This window comes from Rothia sp. HMSC069D01 (genome assembly GCF_001810135.1).
Classification (GTDB): Bacteria; Actinomycetota; Actinomycetes; order Actinomycetales; family Micrococcaceae; genus Rothia.
The window spans coordinates 277,009-291,423 of record NZ_KV800076.1 but is presented as its reverse complement, the minus strand read 5'-3'; the positions used below and the strand labels follow the sequence as shown (position 1 = coordinate 291,423).

The window sequence follows — 14,415 nt, the reverse complement described above, 5'->3', positions numbered from 1 at the left end:
GAAATACCGGGTGGGCGGGGCGTTATGCTGTCGCCAGCCGCATGTGTGGGTGAACCCATGCGCTGTAGACGTTCAGTATCTGCTGTGCTGTGTACCGCCAGGTAACCCTGACGGAAGTATGTGCGGGTGCCGGGATTGTATCCAGCTCCCGTACCAAGCTTAGCTTACTTGATAGCTGCCAGGGCTGCTTCGTAGTTGGGCTCGTTGGTGGTTTCGGGAACCAGCTCGGTGTAGACAACCTCACCGGCGGGGTTCACGACGACCACGGAGCGTGCCAGCAGACCAGCCAGGGGGCCGTCCACGAGCTTCACGCCGAAGTCCTCACCGAAGGAGGAGCGGAAAGCGGAGGAGGTGACGACGTTTTCAATGCCCTCGGCTGCGCAGAAGCGGCCGATTGCGAAGGGCAGGTCGTTGGAGACGCACAGCACGACGGTGTTCTCCAGGCCTGCAGCCTGCTTGTTGAAAGTGCGGACGCTGGTTGCGCAAACACTGGTGTCGACGGAGGGGAAGATGTTCAGCACCAGGTTCTTACCTGCGAAGTCTGCGGAGGAAATCTCGGAGAGATCAGCCGCGAGAACCGAGAATTCGGGCAGCTTTGCGCCGACTGCGGGCAGGTCGCCGTTGGTGTGGATTACGAGTTCGTTCTGTAGAGTTACTTCAGCCATGCCTTCATTGTCCCCCGGATAGGGCGGGTGTGCAAGGGGACACAGGCACTAGCGGGCAGAGTTTCCGCATAGCTGATTTTCTGCTACGTTGCTTCACTTCTTCTGGCCCTGCTGTAGCGGCTGTCTAGCGGTAATCCTGGTCTGTGACTCTACGGTAACGAACGGCACTGACTGCACGCACCGCGTGCTCGCCTCTTTTTCCCTATACTGGACGAGTTCACACTATTCACTTCTTGACCAGCACCGATGCGCGTTGCCGCGCATCTTCAGGAGTATTCATGTCTTCTAATCGCCGCCGTTTCACCGGCCGTACCGCTTTGGCTCTACCTGCGTTGGGCGCCGCTCTAGCTCTTGTTGTCACTTCCTGCTCGGCAAGCACTGATTCTGCTGTTTCGGGTACCGTGGTGTCTTCTTCTGGTAGCGCTTCTGCCTCCGCGAGCGCGACCTCCACTCAGGCACTGTTCCCGACCCCGTCGGCGAGCCCGAGTGCATCCGCGAGCGCTACCCCGAGTGCTTCGTCGCCTGCTCCGGTGCCGTCGGTGGTGACGATTACGGTTCATGCTGAGCCGACCGCATCCGAGTCGAAGTCGGATTCCAAGTCTGAGGCTAAGTCTGAGTCTAAGAAGGATTCCACCTGCGCGTCTGATTCTGCATCGACCGTGGTGTCTAAGGCTCTGCGCGAGCTGAAGAATAAGAGCAAGTGGGATCAGTGGACGAACGTTTCGCGCACGTACGAGGGTTACGACCCCTGTGCTGAGCTGTCGTGGATTGACGCGATTCCGGGTTCTTCCCCGTCTGATTGCTGCATCTCCTCGATGGCGCACCACATTCTGCTGTTCCACCGCGGCAAGTTCATTGGTACCGCAACCTATGAGCCGTACTCGTTCTCTCCGGTGATTACCCGTACCTCGGACAGCTCGATTAGCGTGACCTACCGTTACGTGAAGGGCGATGAGAGTTCCGCCAGCGCGAGCGGTCGCACGACTGCTGAGTTCAGCTGGAGCTCTTCGCAGAACAAGGTTGTGATGACCGGTGAGGTTCCGCCGAGCGAATAGCCGGTTCACCTTATAGGCTACGTGTTTGATGCCCAAGAAGTTGGGCATACAAGAAACCCGCCGTCTCGCATATGGTGCATATGTGAGACGGCGGGTTTTCCGTTGCTTAAGGATATGTAGAGTGCCCGAGGGCTAGCTATTTAGGCAACGAACTTCTTGTAACCGAAGTATGCGGCGCCTGCCAGGATAGCGATGAACAGAATCTTCTTCATGATGTACTCCTTTGATTGTTCTGAAGGGCACCCAGTGTTTTACTCCGTCTGGCGACTCACCTGAAGGTGAGGGCAGGCGGGGTGTCATCCGCACGTGGTGCCGTTGCTCCCTATCTTACCTGCTTTTGAACAACGTTTTCTGTTTGACGTGCCAAGTCCGCATTTTAGACAGTCAAACACGCGACGGTTAGCGCACCATTGAGCCGAGGAATACGCCTCTGACAGGCGCATAATGGGAGCATGAGTATTTTTAAGAAGAAAGAGTACAGCGCTGAGCGCTCGGCTACTCGCATGGCTCGTGCCCTCGCTGTAATGGGTGCGCTGCACTTCATCATCCCGGATCCCTTCGACTCGATTGTGCCGAAGTACCTGCCGGGTCCTGCGCACGCGTACACTCACGCGTCGGGTGCGGCCGAGCTGGGCACCGCCGCCCTGCTGGCTAATGACAAGACCCGCCGTGCCGGTGGTCTGCTTGCGGCTCTGCTGTTTGTTGCAGTGTTCCCCGCGAATATTCAGATGGCGCTGGATGCGCGTAACCAGTCCACTCAGCGTAAGGCTATTGCGTACGGTCGTCTGCCCCTGCAGCTGCCGATGATTTGTAGCGCTCTGAAGATTTGGCGCAAGTCGAAGTAGTCAATACATTCACCATTCGATACATTCGACACTCATCTCATTGACGAGAAAAGCACCTTAGCGTTTTAGAGATAAAACACTAAGGTGCTTTTAGCTTAATAAAAGCTCTTATAAGCTCTTCTTACATCACATTTACGTATAATTGAAAATAACATACTATCTGCCACAGTGGCAGATATATAAACCCAAGGAGATTACAATGGGTACTTTTATTGGCACCATTATTACCGGCGCAATTATTGGTGCACTTGCACGCTTCTTTATGCGAGGCCGCCAGAACATTTCGATTCTTTGGACCATTATCTGCGGTGCTGTCGGCGCAGCTATCGGTACCTGGGCAGCGACCCAGCTGGGTGTTGCAGACACTAGCGGCATTGACTGGATCCGCTGGATTATCTCAATTATTGCTGCAATGCTGACCATTTCCCTGTACATGGGCTTGACCGGTAAAAAGTAAAGAGATATTTTTCAGTTTCTTTTAAAACCTAAGCAATTTTTATAAAGCAAAAGGCGGCACCTCCCCTAGCGTGAGCTAGTGCGGGAGGTGCCGCCTTTTCTGCGTCTAATGCGAAGCGCTTTATGCCTTCTTGACGACGGAGGACTTCAGGTACATCTGGCCTGCGCCGGGGACCTTCGCCTCAATGTCGTGGCCGTTCACGGGGGATTCGAGCAGGCGGATGCCGCGCACCTTGGTGCCTGCCTTGATGTCTGCGCCGCCCTTGACCTTCAGGCCCTTGACGATGGTGACGGAGTCGCCGTCGACGAGCTCGTTACCGACGGAGTCCAGGACCTTGGCGCCTGTTTCTTCTTCGGTTTCGCCTGCTGCGGTGCGTTCCCATTCGTGGCCGCACATGGGGCATGCCCAGAGCTCGCCCATTTCGTAGGTGTAGTTTTCGCTACATTCGGGGCAGGCGGGTGCTTCGATTTCGTTGAGGTTTTCGCTCATGGTTCCTTCTTCGATCTGTGCGGATGCGCCGCTCCCCTGTTTCCGCGGTGTTACTGCGGTGGTGCTGCGGCGTGTGGGCGCGCGTCAGCCAGGGCGGGGGTGCGACGGTGGGAGGGTGCGAGGGTTCTCGCGTTCGTGCTGACTATACCATTTGGCGGGTGTGAACCGCATGTGCGGGGCTGGTTTTTGCCGGTCTTTTGGGGTGGGTGCGGGGCGTGGGTGAAACCGAAAATAAAATTTGCCTGGTTTGTGCGTAATATTTACGAAAATTCGGGTTTTTGCTCATTATGCAGAAGATAAGGCGTGTAAAGTATCTAGAGCATTTGTACGTTTATTGAGTGAAAGGCACGGCTTCATGAAGCTTTCTGCACGTAACCAGTTCGCTGGCAAGGTTGTTGAGATCACCGAGGGTGCAACCAACGGCATCGTTAAGATTGAGATCGCTCCCGAGGTTATTATCTCCGCGTCCATCACCAACGAGTCCATTAAGGAACTGGGCCTGAAGGTTGGCGAGACCGCTTACGCAGTGATTAAGGCGTCCAACGTGATGGTTGGTGCTGACCACTAATCCCGGTCAATAAGGCTTATACCCGGGCGGCTGCCTTGTGTGGCGCGCGAGAGTTAATAGGGCGGAGCCCCGCACTGTGTGTACAGTGCGGGGCTCCGCTTTTATGTTTTTATCGCTTAGACGTTGAAGCGGAACTCCACCACGTCACGGCGTATATCAATGTTTCAGGGTAAGCAGTACCCTACGAGGAGAGCCACCCCTTCCGCTGCCCGACTTCCGCGACAGCCGCTTCCAGCCTCTCCCCATAGATTTCCCACAAATCAGGACGCTTTTCACTGATCCATTCAAACCCCTGACGGACATCGACATCGTCAGTTCCCCAGTTTCCTTCCGATTCAGGTACTGATTCAATTGCGGGAGCTAGGTTTTGAATCATCCGCATCGCTAGATGACTATCAGTATCGGCAACCCATCCAACCGCTCTGATGAGCCAGGCAGCTGTAGCAGTGACGCTGTCGGTCGAGCCCTTAATTTCCCACCGGTCAAACGAGCGCAGGACATCTCGATGCAGCAGATAAGCGAAAGCATCCGCAATGTCTCTTTTCAGCCCATCCATCTCATCCGCTTCCAGCCTCGGACCTCCGCGCCCCATTTCCAAGTCTTTGACCGCGAGAAGGGCACCTGTCAGAACATTCAGCTTAAGACCACCGGGAGCCCGAGAATCAATCCTCTCAACCGCGTCAAGAAGAGGACTCGCCGCCTGGGGAAGAGCATTAACCAGATCCCGGTAGAAGGAGTGACCTGGACGTTGCTTTTCTGCAGTCGGTCCCGTAACAAGTTCAACGATACGTGAGACTTCAATCTTTGCTTCCTGTCTTTTTACTTCCGCAATGAATTTGAGCAATCCGGGATAGGGCGGGTACCCATCACTTTCTGCATAACGACGTTCAAGCCCGTCAACATAATTACTCACAGCAGCATCAGTCAGGTTATCTTGCACTTTCACACCGGTGGACGTTCCCGGAAGCGCAAGGGCAGGATTGGCGCGGAGATGATTGAGGAGGAAATCCCAATCCGCCCCCTCATACTCACGAATCTCTTTCCACAGTAGCGCCAGATATGTGGGGTCTGAGGCTTGGGGAACAATCCCCAGTAGCGCATCGCGCCGCTGGAGCTGAGAAACCGACGTTAGATTAGCGAGGATTTTGGCTTGCAATTCGCTATCACGTTTTGCTTGTTCGCTATCACGTTTTGCCTGCTTAGCTCCCATCCTCCATAACACAATGGGGATGATTGCAGTGGCCACAAAGGATGCAAAGCCCAAAAGAAGCATCGGGTCATCCCACGACCACTTACTTAAAAGGGAATGCCACCATTCGATTATCATTTTTACCTCCTAGACATTGAAGTGGAGCTCCATCAGTTCGTCATCATGCATCAGTATTGTTTTGCTTTTCCTCAGTTATTTCTTCCGGTGGAGGGGTGAGCCATTCCCCTGCACGACGAGCTGCATTAATGTATTGACGATAATTTTTTACAATCTCGTTTTGATACTCCTTCGAAACACCAAGGCGCTCCATAATAGCCAACCTGATAATTGCTTTTGTGACATCAACGATGGCAAGCAGCTCTTCAGCACTTTGCTTAGGAGCAACTCCTTTATGGGTAAGATCATTCCGAGCTTTTACCGTTTTTTTTGCCCAGTATTCAACATCAGGCACAAGATATGAAATATTATCCTCATGTACTAATCCTGCAAGATCCATAAGTCTAACTCGAAGGCTCGGGTCATTACGCAGATTTGACATTGCAGTTTCTTTATACCAATCAGGAACTACATTCATTATCTCTTTTTTCATCTTTTTAAACTCTGCGGCATCATACATATGAGATCTAATATTAAGGTTACGATGCAATACTTCAGCCGCCCCAGTCACTGCCAAGAGATCATTCTCAATGAAAGTCATATCTTCAAGCTGTATAGCCATCACCATATTCACCGCAGCCCTGGCACAAGCTACTAGCTCAAACCATTTCGCAAGAGACTCTGCGAAAGGAAATGCCATGGAGACAAGTTGAGCATCACTAAAGATACCGCCCATTCCATACCCTTCTCCAATATTCATCTCAGAGTCAATAACATTCACACATTTATTATCAGAATTTGAAAAATCCCCAGTAGCCTCAAGCTGAAGCCAAACAATACCGGAATCTTGGTTCGCAACAAAGGAAACAAAATTCTGGATAACACGAGATTCTTCAAGTGCCTCTTCCAGCGAGATACCACCATCTACAAGAACTCGACAAAACAAGTTTTCCCCATCAGGGACTTCATCTTTATTCACATTACAGAACTCAATACGCCTGCCCCCAAATTCAATTTCCTTTTTCTCTTCCTCCAGCGAATGCCAAAAACCTAAATTATCAACAGAAATCCTAAGACCTTCAAATACTTTATTATCCTTACTTTCTACATGCCGCCCTAGAACCAACTTCTCCGCATTAATCTTGCAATCACTCACATAACTTACGCCAGCTCTCCTCCAAAACCATATGGGACTCATATCTCTTGCATCCATAATCGTAATATCTACTCCGTCAGCGACACCATAAATCACATCATATGAAATTAGTAAATCTTTGCTCCTGACGGTTCGACTTATATTCCCATATTCATCTTCACGCACCTCCCCGACATCCGCAGGATTATACCCATCAAAATGATTATCCAATTTGAGGTTCAGTCCCCCTTCACCATCGTAAATAAGGGTTCCTGCAACCTTGTTATCAGGATTTTCGGGAAGCCACCAATGACCAACCCATTCGCCCTTTTCAGCAAAAGAAAATGGAGATTCATTCATTTTATCCTCCAAATAAAAGAATCAAGCTAATAAAGAATTTCATCTAGGCGATATTTTAGTAATCCCTACATAAATTTCAATTAGCGGTTTACATTACGATCTAAGGGTACAAAAAATCCGGTGACAGTGAGATGAATTTCGTCATCCCTCCGTCACCGGATTTTCAAAGTCCTATCGACCCGTCAGATTTAGACGTTGAAGCGGAACTCCACCACGTCGCCGTCCTGCATGATGTAGTCCTTGCCCTCCATACGGACCTTACCGCGAGCTTTCGCCTCCGCCATGGAGCCAGCCTCATCCAGATCCTTGAAAGACACAACCTCAGCCTTAATGAAGCCGCGCTCAAAATCAGAGTGAATCACACCAGCAGCCTGCGGCGCAGTATCACCCTTATAAATAGTCCAGGCGCGAGCCTCCTTCGGGCCAGCAGTCAGGTAAGTCTGCAGGCCCAGAGTCGAGAAGCCCACGCGAGCCAGCTGGTCCAGGCCGGACTCATCCTGACCGTTCATCTCCAGCATCTCGCGAGCCTCCTCCTCAGACAGCTCCACCAGATCAGCCTCCAACTTCGCATCCAAGAACACAGCCTCAGCCGGCGCCACCATGTCACGCAGCTCCTGCTGCTTCTCCTCAGACGCCAGAATGCCCTCATCCGCGTTGAACACGTAAATGAACGGCTTAGCAGTCAGCAGGTTCAGCTCCTTCAAGTGAGCCAGCTCCAGCTTCGCGTCCTTCGCACGAGAAATGATGGTGTCACCATCCTCCAGGATCTTCTGCGCAGCCTTATAAGTCTCCAGCTGAGCGGCGTCACCCTTCTTAATCTTCACAGCCTTCTCCAGACGCGGAATAGCGTTCTCCAGAGTCTGCAGGTCAGCCAGAATCAGCTCAGTATTGATGGTCTCCATATCGGAGGCGGGGTCAACCTTGCCGTCCACGTGAATGACGTCCGGGTCATCAAACGCACGCACCACCTGGGCGATAGCGTGCGCCTCACGAATGTTCGCGAGGAACTTGTTACCCAGGCCCTCACCCTCAGAAGCGCCCTTCACAATACCCGCAATATCAACGAACGAAACAGTCGCAGGCAGAATACGCTCCGAACCAAAAATCTCAGCCAGACGGTTCAGACGCGCATCCGGCAGGTTCACCACGCCCACGTTCGGGTCAATGGTCGCGAACGGGTAGTTAGCCGCCAGCACAGTGTTGCCGGTCAGAGCGTTGAACAGGGTGGACTTGCCCACGTTAGGCAGGCCAACAATGCCGATAGTTAGAGCCACAAGTTTTCCTTCGAATCATGTACCCCGCCAAACACTCAGGATGCGCCGCGTACGTGATGCGGCGGGTGCGGGCGGGCACAGGGCGAAAATGGTGCCCGCTTCCAAGCGCGACACCGCCAGTCTCAAGAAGAAACGGGTGCGGGGCGCCTGCGGGCATAGACACTACCATTCTACCGTGTTCGCGCAGGAGCCGCCCTGAGTGCATGACATGCACTAACCGGGGCGTAGAAAAGGAGAAAGTGGAGGCGAAAAATGAGGCGAGGAAGCGCCACCGCTCCCCCGCCGGGGGTCAATGAGAAAGAGATGAGAAGCAGCGGGTTAGAGCCAGCCGTTCTCCGTGGCGATACGCACCGCATCCTGACGAGTCGACGCACCCGTCTTCGCCATCGCCGCCGACAAATAATTACGCACCGTACCCGCCGACAAAAACAACGCCGACGCAATCTGCTGAGCCGTACCACCCGACGCCGCCTCACGCAGCACCTGCGCCTCACGCTCCGTCAACGGAGAAGCACCCGTCACCAAAGAATCCGCCGCCAACGACGGATCCACCACACGCAACCCCGCGTGCACACGACGAATCGCCTCTGCCAACTGGCGAGCGCCCGTATCCTTCACCACGAAACCGCTCGCACCAGCCTCCAGGGCGCGGCGCACATAGCCAGGGCGGCCAAAAGTCGTCACAATCAGCGTGCGCACCGGCTCACCCGACTCACTCAAAGCACCCGCATCACGCAGCGCCGCAGCTGCCTCAATACCATCAGCCAGCAAAGTACCGGGCATCTGCACATCCAGCAGCACCACATCCGGCTTCAATAGGGCGACCGCGCCCAACACCTCATCACCGCTACCAACCTGGCCCACGATCTCCAGGTCAACCTCCAGACCCAGCAGGGCGGCAAGAGCCTCACGGATAAGCTGCTGATCATCAGCGAGCAGAACACGAATCATGGGAGCCTCCCAGGGGCGGATACGGGGCGAAAAATACGGGGCGGAACAACCGTGAGAGGTTGCCTACCACCACCATACAGGGGCGAGCCGCTCCCCCGTCCAGGGCACGGCGCCATGTTCCACAATCTACAGCAGCGAAGAATCGCCGTCCATGCTCACGCGGATGCGCGTACCCACCCCGCCGCCGGGGTTCTCCGCCAGCCACTGCTCGGGTGCCGGCTCAATCACCACGCTACCGCCGGACGCCGCCACGCGCTGAGCCATGCCCGTCAGGCCGTTACCGCGCGCATCGCCCGCGCCCACACCGTTATCGAGGATGTCCAGGCCGGTTGCGCTCAGACGCACCCGCGCCGCGTTCGCACCCGAGTGGCGCACCATGTTCGTCACCGCCTCACGCAGAACCCAGGAGAACAGCTTCGCGTTCACGCCAGCCACCGCGAGCGCACTCTTGCTCTCGGGCAGTTCGGCGCGAATACCGGCGGTCTGCAGGGCACGACCCGCACCCTCAATCTCACCCGAGAAGTCGGGCACACGCAGGCGCGTCACGGTTGAACGAACCTCCGCCAGGGATGCGCGGGACAGCTGCGCGATCGCCTCCATCTCAGCACCGGCGCGGGCGGGGTCAATCTCCAGCAGGCGCTGCGCCAGCTCCGCCTTGAGGGTGATGACGGTCAGGGAGTGACCGAGCACGTCGTGCACGTCGCGGGCGATCTCTTCACGTTCCTCCGAGAGCGCCAGGGAGGCACGCGCTACATCCGCACGTTCGCCGAGCTCAATCAGGTAGGAGAAACCCAGAAGACCCAGCAGCGGCGCGCCGATAAAGAGAGCAATTCCGCCGTGAGAGGAGAAATCGAAACCGCTCACAGTAACGAATGTCAACCAGCAGATTGCGCCCATCGACGCCGCGACGGTCAGTCGCAGACGGTACGGGGCAATCGTCCCAAAAATCCAGAACGCCACAAAGTACATGCCGAAGCCCAGCAGAATTACGTGTATGTCACTCGGGGTCAACACCGCCATACCTACCAACGGCAGAATCATCAGTGCCGTCCAGATGACGCTTCGGCACACCGTGGAGGCGACCGGCACCAGCCACGGCACCGCGTACGCCGAGCAGTTCACCACCGCAAACAGTGCCACCAGCGCCACGCCGGCCCAGCGCACCGGCCCCAACTCCGGGGTGGTGAGGAAGCTGTCCAGCGGCATGAGCAGGAACACCAGCCACGGAGCGCTAAAGCCCAGCGCCAGCCAGTTCACGCTGCCGCGGCGTTCACGGTAGAGGAAGCGGAAGCGATTCTTGCCCAGGGTGCGCTTCGCAGCGGAGGGTGCCGTCTTGTTCGCTACGCTGGTCTGGTCAGTGTTGTGCGGGTGGGTGTGGGTTTCGGTCATGGTTCTAGCCTAACGTGCGAATACCGCGGGTGCAGATATCACCGGTGCGGCGGCTTCAACGGGTACAGCGTGGGTTCGGTGCGAGTAAGTTCGGCGTGAGTGGATACGGCTTCCGCCGCAGCCTCGGGAGCCCCCGATACTACGGAACCCTTGAGACTGCGGCGGGAAGAATCATTTAGCGGCGGGTTGCGCGGCGCATCAGCAGGGCAGAAACACCCAGGAAGATAGCCGCCCACACGACCAGGCTCACCACGGCGTACCAGAGCGGCTCGGTGACGAACCAGTCCTCACCACCACCCAGAATAATGGTCTGACCTGCGGCGAAGGGGTAGCGGGCAATCTCGGCGGCACCATACAGCGGGGTGAAGCGGGCGTACTTCAGCAGGTCGGTGCTCAGCGGGGAGAACACGGTACCGAAGAAGCTCATAATCACCAGCAGACCGTTCGCAATAGACACGGCGTTCTCGTTACGAATCAGCAGACCCATCATGATGCCGTAGAAGGCAAACACCAGACCGCACAGCACCGTCAGCGCGCCAGCGGCAAGCTGCTGGTTCACAGGGATCTCAACACCGGTGAACATGCCCACAATGTTCACCGCAATCACCGGCAGCGCAGAAATCACCAGGGCGGTCAGCGCCTTCGCGCCCAGGTACTTGCCGGTGGTCAGCGGGGTCAGCGCCAGCTGGCGGTTCCAGCCGCTGGAGAGCTCGGCGACGGTGCTGCCGCTAATCGCCACGGTGTTCTGCACAGCACCGTACAGCGCCATGCCAATCATGACGTAGGCCGCTACGTTGCCGTCGCCCATCGGCTGAGAGGAGTAGTCCTGCATCGCGCCAAAGAGCAGGAAGAAGACGATGGGCAGTGCCACGCCGAAGAAGAATCGGTCGGTCGAGAGGATAGAAGCGCGGATGTCGTAGAGTGCGTAGCGGAGCATGATGTTTTCCTTGAGGTGTGTAGCGGCAGTGTGCGGTGTTGAGGCGGTCTAGTGTTTAGGCTTCAGTTGCCTTGGAGGCGGCGGCCTGCTCGGTCAGCAGGGTGAAGGACTCGTCCAGGGAGGGCTTGGTGACCTCCAGGTCGCTGATGCTGTAGTTGTTCAGCAGAGTGCGCAGTACCTGCTCAATCTCCAGTACGGAGATGCGGTGGCGGTACCCGCCGGACTCTTCGGTCACCTCGACCGGCACATCCAGGTCGGTGATGGGTGCGGGTGCGAGGAAGGAAAGGTGGCGGTGGCCGGTCAGGGCGCGGATCTCGTCGGAGGAGCCGTCAGCGATGATGGAGCCGGATTCCATGAGCACGATGCGCTGGGCGAAGTTCTGTGCTTCTTCCAGGTAGTGCGTCGCAAAAAGAATGGTCGTTCCACGCTCGGCGATGGCTTCCATGCGCTCCCAGAAGGTGCGGCGCGCATTCACGTCCATGCCGGCGGTCGGCTCGTCCAGGATCAGCAGTTCCGGCGAGTGCATGGTCGCCAGGGCGTAACGCAGACGCTGTTGCTGACCGCCCGAGCACTTGCCGACCTTACGCTTAGCAATCTCGGCCAGGTCGGCGCCGGCGAGTACCTCATCCACGTCAATAGGCTTGGGGTACAGCGCCGCAATCATCTCAACCGTGGCGCGAATCGTCAGGTCCTTGAGCAGGCCACCGGTCTGCTGAACCGCACCGAGTAGACCGGCGCGTGCCGCCTCGGAGGCGTTGCGACCGAAGACGCTCAACTCGCCGCCGCTGGGCTGGGTCAGACCAAGAATCATGTCGATGAGGGTGGTCTTGCCGGCGCCGTTGGGGCCGAGCAGTGCGATGATTTCGCCGCGCTTGACGGTCAGGTCAATCGAGTTGACGGCGACCACGGTGCCTGCCGCGCGGGTGGAGAAAACCTGGCGGAGGGAGCGGGCGGAAATAACGGTTTCTGCGGTGTTTTGCTTGCTATTCTGAAGTGCTGCGGTGTTCATGTTTCTATTACACCGCCGGTTTTCGCACCGGTGCGGTACAGAGTGTCATGAGCTGCCCATGACAAATGTCATGAGTTGAGGATATGCGAGCGTCGCGGCCCGTTACGCGAAGCGGGGGCTCCGTCCTCAAGGCGCCTGTGCCAATCGTTGTTGGGGCGCCGCAGAGGGGGCATTCCCCCGCGTAGCGTGAACGTGAAGCTGCGCTAGCGTCCCTATCCGTGCATCCCGCACATCAGATACAAAGACCCCGTGTCTTCTCCCCACACGGGGAACCCGTATCCTTCACCACGAACTCACTCGCACCAGTTTCCAGGACGCGGCGCGGCAGTGTTAGCAGATGCGGTGTGAGCGGGTACGGCTTCCGCCGCAGCCTCGGGAGCCCCTGATACTACGGAACTCTTGAGACTGCGGCGGGAAGAAGCATTTAGCGGCGGGTTGCGCGGCGCATCAGCAGGGCAGAAACGCCCAGGAAGATAGCCGCCCACACAACCAGACTCACCACTTGAAGCTCATTAGTAAGAGTTTATTGAGGACATAGAAAAGGGTTTCGGTAAGTATCAGTCCTTTGTAGATGCAGGTGAGCAGTATGAAGACGGCTACATCGACACTCTGGCCCTCTATTTATTGGAAGGGAAGATAGAAAACTTCCGTTCTCATCTAGAGTATCTCAATATGATTGGAGATGATGCGGATAGTGTCATCAGATTAGATATGTCTGGAAAGGAAGTTGATAAACAAATGATGGACAAATTTAGTTTATAAAAACAAAAAAGCCTTGGAAGCCAAGGCTTTTTTGTTTTTATAAATTAATTAGAAGAACCCCCAGTAAGACACGGAATATTGTTTAGTACGTGTAACCCAGAAAGAAATAAAATGACTAGCTATAGCTAGAGTAAAAATGGTTGCAATACTCAACACTGTTATAGCATTAGAAGCGAAAAGCAAAGAGAGAATCAAGGCAACCAGATAGAGTGTCGCTTGGACACAGTAGTAACTTCTCGGATAGCGAAGATAGTTTTTGTTATAGGGCCCATTTGCTAGGACAGCAGCTTGGAAGAGGCCAATTCCGATATAAAAGAAGCTGATTGCAACGAGAAGATTAGCCTCGGGATTCAGGAGATAACCCATCGAAACTGTCATCAACATAAGCCCAATGAAAATAGGATAGTGACTATAAATTATAAATACTCCCTTTTGATTGGATCCTTCGTCAATAGCATGGTCAAATTCACCAAAATAAAACAAGAACAGAGAAAGCATGATAACGAAATTAAGAACCGAATATATAGAGAAATTCTCAACTGTAAAGAAGTTAACTAGCCCAATAACCATCTCTCCAAACGTAATGATGACAAGAAGGGAGACGCGCTCGATTAAATGGGGAAGATTTACCTGGAAATGCTCATCTTTAGTCATCAAGAAAATTGGCACAATAAATGTTAGCAGAATACTAGCAATAAAGATATAGACTCCAACATAAATAGGGAAAAGAGCTGCCAGATAGACTCCTAAACTTTGTAGACCTGTTAACCATAGAAAACCTTTGATGCTTTCCCGATCAGTATTATCGGTTGATTCTCTAAAAAACTGAACCAAATATTGAAAAAATAAGGTAAGGGTTAATGTACCAACAGCCCAACAGGTATAATAGAACCATTGTTGCCAATTGTATCCAATCATATTGGATATAAAGAGCATAAGTCCCATGTTGGTAAACATGATTACCATATTAAATAACGAGTTTGTTCCATAGCGATTGGTATAAATGGTTTGAATCATCCAGGCATTGATGATAACCATGACAGAGATGAAGAAATCAAGTAAAGAATCCCAAGCCACAACACCGTCATGAAGAGGGTGAATTAAAGCAGTTGCTTTTGAAATTGCAAAAACAAACACTAGGTCATAAAATAGTTCTGAAAATTCTACACGTTTATGTTCAATAAGAGTTGTCACCTTAAGACCTTTCTGCTAG

Annotated in this window: 14 protein-coding genes; 4 read left to right on the top strand and 10 right to left on the bottom strand. The window is 54.3% G+C overall.

Annotation, left to right across the window (positions count from 1 at the left end; translation table 11 throughout):
- Nucleotides 1–164: 164 nt before the first annotated feature.
- A complete protein-coding gene (gene tpx, locus HMPREF2710_RS01300; RefSeq protein ID WP_049346965.1) occupies nucleotides 165–665 on the bottom strand; it encodes a thiol peroxidase in 501 nt (166 codons plus the stop codon).
- Between the two features lie 278 nt (nucleotides 666–943).
- On the opposite strand from tpx, the gene HMPREF2710_RS01295 reads away from it, so the two are divergent.
- The 3 genes from HMPREF2710_RS01295 to HMPREF2710_RS01285 all read left to right on the top strand — a co-directional run bounded on the left by HMPREF2710_RS01295 (nucleotide 944) and on the right by HMPREF2710_RS01285 (nucleotide 3,022).
- Entirely contained in the window at nucleotides 944–1,720 is a 777-nt protein-coding gene (locus HMPREF2710_RS01295; protein WP_005508470.1) for an LppP/LprE family lipoprotein, read from the top strand.
- A gap of 452 nt (nucleotides 1,721–2,172) precedes the next feature.
- On the top strand, nucleotides 2,173–2,565 hold the full coding sequence (locus tag HMPREF2710_RS01290; RefSeq protein ID WP_049358632.1) for a DoxX family protein: 393 nt from the start codon (nucleotides 2,173–2,175) through the stop codon (nucleotides 2,563–2,565).
- 199 nt (nucleotides 2,566–2,764) lie between these two features.
- The gene (locus tag HMPREF2710_RS01285) at nucleotides 2,765–3,022 is read left to right on the top strand and encodes a GlsB/YeaQ/YmgE family stress response membrane protein (protein ID WP_044150247.1); all 258 of its coding nucleotides are present in this window, start codon (nucleotides 2,765–2,767) and stop codon (nucleotides 3,020–3,022) included.
- A 120-nt stretch (nucleotides 3,023–3,142) separates the two neighbouring features.
- Here the strand turns inward: HMPREF2710_RS01285 and HMPREF2710_RS01280 are convergent, their stop codons facing one another.
- The gene (locus HMPREF2710_RS01280; protein WP_070599103.1) at nucleotides 3,143–3,511 is read right to left on the bottom strand and encodes a zinc ribbon domain-containing protein YjdM; all 369 of its coding nucleotides are present in this window, start codon (nucleotides 3,509–3,511) and stop codon (nucleotides 3,143–3,145) included.
- Between the two features lie 355 nt (nucleotides 3,512–3,866).
- On the opposite strand from HMPREF2710_RS01280, the gene HMPREF2710_RS01275 reads away from it, so the two are divergent.
- On the top strand, nucleotides 3,867–4,079 hold the full coding sequence (locus HMPREF2710_RS01275) for a TOBE domain-containing protein (RefSeq protein ID WP_044150246.1): 213 nt from the start codon (nucleotides 3,867–3,869) through the stop codon (nucleotides 4,077–4,079).
- Nucleotides 4,080–4,260: 181 nt separating this feature from the next.
- On the opposite strand, the gene HMPREF2710_RS01270 is transcribed toward HMPREF2710_RS01275, so the two are convergent.
- The 8 genes from HMPREF2710_RS01270 to HMPREF2710_RS01235 form a co-directional block, all read right to left on the bottom strand.
- On the bottom strand, nucleotides 4,261–5,406 hold the full coding sequence (locus HMPREF2710_RS01270; RefSeq protein WP_246824509.1) for a hypothetical protein: 1,146 nt from the start codon (nucleotides 5,404–5,406) through the stop codon (nucleotides 4,261–4,263).
- A gap of 43 nt (nucleotides 5,407–5,449) precedes the next feature.
- Complete coding sequence (locus tag HMPREF2710_RS01265; RefSeq protein ID WP_141746577.1) at nucleotides 5,450–6,880, bottom strand: ApeA N-terminal domain 1-containing protein; 1,431 nt, start codon at nucleotides 6,878–6,880, stop codon at nucleotides 5,450–5,452.
- A gap of 188 nt (nucleotides 6,881–7,068) precedes the next feature.
- A complete protein-coding gene (ychF, locus tag HMPREF2710_RS01260) occupies nucleotides 7,069–8,154 on the bottom strand; it encodes a redox-regulated ATPase YchF (protein WP_005505132.1) in 1,086 nt (361 codons plus the stop codon).
- A gap of 318 nt (nucleotides 8,155–8,472) precedes the next feature.
- Nucleotides 8,473–9,105 (bottom strand): response regulator transcription factor, encoded by a 633-nt coding sequence (locus HMPREF2710_RS01255; RefSeq protein ID WP_049346956.1) that lies wholly within the window; start codon nucleotides 9,103–9,105, stop codon nucleotides 8,473–8,475.
- 126 nt (nucleotides 9,106–9,231) lie between these two features.
- Nucleotides 9,232–10,494 carry a sensor histidine kinase gene (locus tag HMPREF2710_RS01250; RefSeq protein WP_070599098.1) on the bottom strand — a complete coding sequence of 421 codons (1,263 nt, stop codon included), beginning with the start codon at nucleotides 10,492–10,494 and terminating at the stop codon, nucleotides 9,232–9,234.
- A gap of 175 nt (nucleotides 10,495–10,669) precedes the next feature.
- The gene (locus tag HMPREF2710_RS01245) at nucleotides 10,670–11,431 is read right to left on the bottom strand and encodes an ABC transporter permease (RefSeq protein ID WP_070599096.1); all 762 of its coding nucleotides are present in this window, start codon (nucleotides 11,429–11,431) and stop codon (nucleotides 10,670–10,672) included.
- Between the two features lie 55 nt (nucleotides 11,432–11,486).
- Complete coding sequence (locus tag HMPREF2710_RS01240) at nucleotides 11,487–12,440, bottom strand: ABC transporter ATP-binding protein (RefSeq protein WP_070506855.1); 954 nt, start codon at nucleotides 12,438–12,440, stop codon at nucleotides 11,487–11,489.
- A gap of 810 nt (nucleotides 12,441–13,250) precedes the next feature.
- A complete protein-coding gene (locus tag HMPREF2710_RS01235; protein WP_070506857.1) occupies nucleotides 13,251–14,396 on the bottom strand; it encodes a low temperature requirement protein A in 1,146 nt (381 codons plus the stop codon).
- Nucleotides 14,397–14,415: the final 19 nt, after the last annotated feature.

What these genes read in the sequence shown, in the direction of transcription:
- tpx (WP_049346965.1), bottom strand. Translation starts at nt 665, where the DNA reads ATGGCTGAAGTAACTCTACAGAACGAACTCGTAATCCACACCAACGGC.
- HMPREF2710_RS01295 (WP_005508470.1), top strand. Translation starts at nt 944, where the DNA reads ATGTCTTCTAATCGCCGCCGTTTCACCGGCCGTACCGCTTTGGCTCTA.
- HMPREF2710_RS01290 (WP_049358632.1), top strand. Translation starts at nt 2,173, where the DNA reads ATGAGTATTTTTAAGAAGAAAGAGTACAGCGCTGAGCGCTCGGCTACT.
- HMPREF2710_RS01285 (WP_044150247.1), top strand. Translation starts at nt 2,765, where the DNA reads ATGGGTACTTTTATTGGCACCATTATTACCGGCGCAATTATTGGTGCA.
- HMPREF2710_RS01280 (WP_070599103.1), bottom strand. Translation starts at nt 3,511, where the DNA reads ATGAGCGAAAACCTCAACGAAATCGAAGCACCCGCCTGCCCCGAATGT.
- HMPREF2710_RS01275 (WP_044150246.1), top strand. Translation starts at nt 3,867, where the DNA reads ATGAAGCTTTCTGCACGTAACCAGTTCGCTGGCAAGGTTGTTGAGATC.
- HMPREF2710_RS01270 (WP_246824509.1), bottom strand. Translation starts at nt 5,406, where the DNA reads ATGATAATCGAATGGTGGCATTCCCTTTTAAGTAAGTGGTCGTGGGAT.
- HMPREF2710_RS01265 (WP_141746577.1), bottom strand. Translation starts at nt 6,880, where the DNA reads ATGAATGAATCTCCATTTTCTTTTGCTGAAAAGGGCGAATGGGTTGGT.
- HMPREF2710_RS01255 (WP_049346956.1), bottom strand. Translation starts at nt 9,105, where the DNA reads ATGATTCGTGTTCTGCTCGCTGATGATCAGCAGCTTATCCGTGAGGCT.
- HMPREF2710_RS01250 (WP_070599098.1), bottom strand. Translation starts at nt 10,494, where the DNA reads ATGACCGAAACCCACACCCACCCGCACAACACTGACCAGACCAGCGTA.
- HMPREF2710_RS01245 (WP_070599096.1), bottom strand. Translation starts at nt 11,431, where the DNA reads ATGCTCCGCTACGCACTCTACGACATCCGCGCTTCTATCCTCTCGACC.
- HMPREF2710_RS01240 (WP_070506855.1), bottom strand. Translation starts at nt 12,440, where the DNA reads ATGAACACCGCAGCACTTCAGAATAGCAAGCAAAACACCGCAGAAACC.